Below are 3,131 nucleotides of genomic sequence, written 5' to 3'. Positions count from 1 at the left end.
GCTGCGCCGGGGCGGTCCCGGGCGTCGCCGGTGCCGCGGCGGGCGCGCGCTCGCCGGCCACGAGCTCGCGGACGGCGGGGGCCACCTCGGCGGCGAAGCGCCGCAGGTCCTCGGGGTCGTCGCTGCCCAGGATGAAGGTGCTGACCCCGTCGCTGAGCGCGAGGTCGGCCAGTTCCTCCGCCCACTGCTCCGCGGGCCCGTGCAGCGGCCCCCGGCCGACGGTGGCGAAGCGGCCGGTGACGTTGAGCAGGCGGCGCACGTCGGCCGGGTCCCGCCCGGCTTCCCGCGCGGCGTCGTCGATGATCGTGTTGCCCCTGCCGAGGTCGCCGGGTTGCAGGTAGCCCAGCGACGGCAGCCACCCGTCGGCCAGCCGCCCGGTCAGGGCCAGCATCCGCGGCTTGTACGCGCCGAGCCAGATGCCCACGTCGTGGGCGGGCGCGGGGCCCCGCTTCGCGCCGACCACCCGGTGGAACTCTCCGTCGACCCGGACGCCGCCGCGCGCGTCGACGTCCCAGACCTGGCGGATGACGTCGATCGCCTCGGCCAGGGCCCGCACGCCCTGCCCGGGGGAGAGCCGGCGGCCGCCCATCGCCTCGATGGCCTCCCAGAACGCGCCGGCGCCCAGGCCGAGCTCCACCCGCCCGCCGCTGAGCAGGTCGAGGCTCGCCACGCTGCGGGCGAGCACGGCCGGCGGGCGCAGCGGCAGGTTCGTCACGTTGGCGGCCAGCCGCACGGTGCCGGTCCGGGCCGCCACGAAGCTCATCAGCGTCCACGTGTCGAGGAACGCGGGTTGGTAGGGGTGGTCCTGGAAGGTGACCAGGTCGAACCCGACCTGCTCGGCCAGCATGGCGAGGCCCACCACCCGTCCGGGCTCGGCGTTGCCGGGCGTCAGGAACGCCCCGAAGGCCAGCGGGTGGCCGTAGTCGCTCATGTCGGCACTCCCTTCCGCCCCAGCCTCTCACGCGGGTCGGGTGCTCCAGCCGCCTGCCCGCCACGACTGATCGCGTCCGCCGGGCGTGCCGGGTGGTGTCAGCGGCGGGACCGGCGAGCGGGCGAGCGGGGCGCGGGGAGGGCTGCCGTCGCGGGGACGTCGGCGTACGGTCGGCGGGTGCGGATCACGAAGTTCACCCACTCCTGCGTCCGGCTGGAGCACGACGGCGGCGTGCTGGTCATCGACCCCGGCACCTGGAGCGAGCCACGGGCCCTGGCCGGCGCGGACGCCGTGCTGGTCACCCACGAGCACACCGACCACGTCGACGTGCTCCGGTTGGCGGGCCTCGGCGTGCCGGTCTTCGCGCCGGAGGGCGCCGCGCTGCCCGACCTGGCGCCGCTGCCCGTGACCAGGGTCCGCGCCGGTCAACGGTTCACCGCCGCCGGCCTCGCCGTCACCGCGCTCGGCGGTCGGCACGCGACGATCCACGGCGGCCAGCCCGACTGCGCCAACCTGGGTTACCTCGTCGGCGACGCCGTCTACCACCCGGGCGACTCCCTGCACCGGCCGGACCGGCCCGTCGAGACGCTGTTGGTCCCGGCACAGGCATCCTGGCTGAAGCTCACCGAGGCGATCGACTTCGCCGACGCCGTGGGGGCCGAGCGGGTGTTCCCGATCCACGACGCCCAGCTCAACGAGCGCGGCCTGACCAGCGTGAACGGCTGGTTCGCCGAGACCGTGCGCGGCTACCGTCACCTGGCACCGGGGGAGTCCGCCTGACCGGCGATAGCCACTCGGCGTCGATCTCCACCGCCACCGGCCGTGTCGTCCGCGGACCAACTGCTATACGGTCGCTGGGTGAGGGTCGAAGAACACTGGTGGAACGGCGACACGTCCCAGCGCGGGCGTCGGGACGTGTACATCCGCACTGACGGGCAGCGTTGGGACGTACAGGTACGGATCGGCGGCGAATCCGGCCGCTCCCGGGTGCAGGAATGCCCCGGGCGGACGTCGGCGGTCATCCTGGCCGGCGCCTGGCGCGGCAACCACCCCGCCTGGCGCGAGATATCCGGCTGACGGCGACCGTCGGCCCCGGCCGGTGACAACCGGTCGCGGCCGGCGTTGAGCCGGCTGCTCCCTCCGACGATGGTTACGCTCAGGTCACCATCGCCTCGGGGGGAGCAGCATGAGCAGCGAGACCGTCCCGGCGGTGATGCCGGCCGCGTTCATCGGTCACGGCAGTCCGATGAACGCCCTGGAGCTCAACCGCTACACGCAGGCGTGGCGCGCCTTCGGGCGGGCGGTCCCGCGGCCGCGGGCGATCCTGGTGGTGTCGGCCCACTGGTACGTCGGCGCCACCGCCGTCACCGCGATGCCCCGGCCGAGGACGATCCACGACTTCTACGGCTTCCCGCAGGAGCTGTTCGACGTCCGCTACCCGGCGCCCGGCCTGCCGGAGCTGGCCGAGGAGATCGGCGACGTCGTCCACCCCACCTGGGTCGGGGCGGACGTCGACTCGTGGGGCATCGACCACGGCACCTGGTCGGTGCTGACCCACGCGTTTCCCGACGCGGACGTCCCGGTCGTGCAGTTGAGCATCAACGCGTTCAAGGGCCCGGACTACCACCTCGGCCTGGGCGCGAGGCTCGCCCCGTTGCGCGAGCGCGGAGTGCTCGTCGTGACCAGCGGCAACGTGGTGCACAACCTGCGGGGGGTGGACCCGCGTATGGCCGACGAGGGCTTTGACTGGGCGCGGCGGTTCGACGAGGCGGCGAAGGAGGTCATGCTCGGCGAGCCGACCGAGGCGGCCACGCTCGACGCCCACCGCGACTTCGACCGGGCCGTGCCGACGCCGGACCACTTCATCCCGCTGCTCTACCTCGCCGGCCTCGCCGGCGCCGCCGGCAACGGCGCGGAGGTGCTGGTGGACGGGTACGCGTACGGGTCGCTGTCGATGACCGCCTACACGGTGGGGTTGTCCTGCCGCACCGAGGCTCCGCTGGCCGGCGCGCCGGCCCTGCCGACCGACGTGCCGATCGACTCCTCCAACATCTGACGAGCGCCGCAGTCGTCGCCCGACGGCCGCCTCCGGCTGGCCCCGGTTAAGAGAGTGTTGGGTAACTGGAGGGCTACTTCTGGTTGAGTTCGTCGTCGAGGCGTCGGGCTGCTTCGGTTTCGATGGGGCCTTGCGGTTCGATGT

General features: G+C 74.0%; 4 protein-coding genes. 3 read left to right on the top strand and 1 reads right to left on the bottom strand.

Features of this window, described 5'->3' with window-relative positions:
• A partial coding sequence (locus AB0G13_RS34415) for an LLM class flavin-dependent oxidoreductase (protein ID WP_357883805.1) occupies nt 1–931 on the bottom strand: 931 nt, incomplete at its 3' end.
• Nucleotides 932–1,108: 177 nt separating this feature from the next.
• Between AB0G13_RS34415 and AB0G13_RS34410 the strand changes: the two genes are divergently transcribed.
• The 3 genes from AB0G13_RS34410 to ygiD all read left to right on the top strand — a co-directional run bounded on the left by AB0G13_RS34410 (nt 1,109) and on the right by ygiD (nt 2,987).
• A complete protein-coding gene (locus AB0G13_RS34410; RefSeq protein ID WP_357883802.1) occupies nt 1,109–1,711 on the top strand; it encodes an MBL fold metallo-hydrolase in 603 nt (200 codons plus the stop codon).
• A 78-nt stretch (nt 1,712–1,789) separates the two neighbouring features.
• The gene (locus AB0G13_RS34405; RefSeq protein WP_357883799.1) at nt 1,790–2,008 is read left to right on the top strand and encodes a hypothetical protein; all 219 of its coding nucleotides are present in this window, start codon (nt 1,790–1,792) and stop codon (nt 2,006–2,008) included.
• 109 nt (nt 2,009–2,117) lie between these two features.
• Nucleotides 2,118–2,987, top strand: coding sequence for a 4,5-DOPA dioxygenase extradiol (ygiD, locus tag AB0G13_RS34400; protein ID WP_357883796.1), 870 nt, complete (start codon nt 2,118–2,120; stop codon nt 2,985–2,987).
• The last annotated feature ends 144 nt before the right edge of the window (nt 2,988–3,131 follow it).

This window comes from Micromonospora sp. NPDC023633, from assembly GCF_040640035.1.
Taxonomy (GTDB): domain Bacteria; phylum Actinomycetota; class Actinomycetes; order Mycobacteriales; family Micromonosporaceae; genus Micromonospora.
The sequence above is the reverse complement of the archived record's forward strand: the minus strand, read 5'-3'. Positions and strand labels throughout refer to the sequence as shown.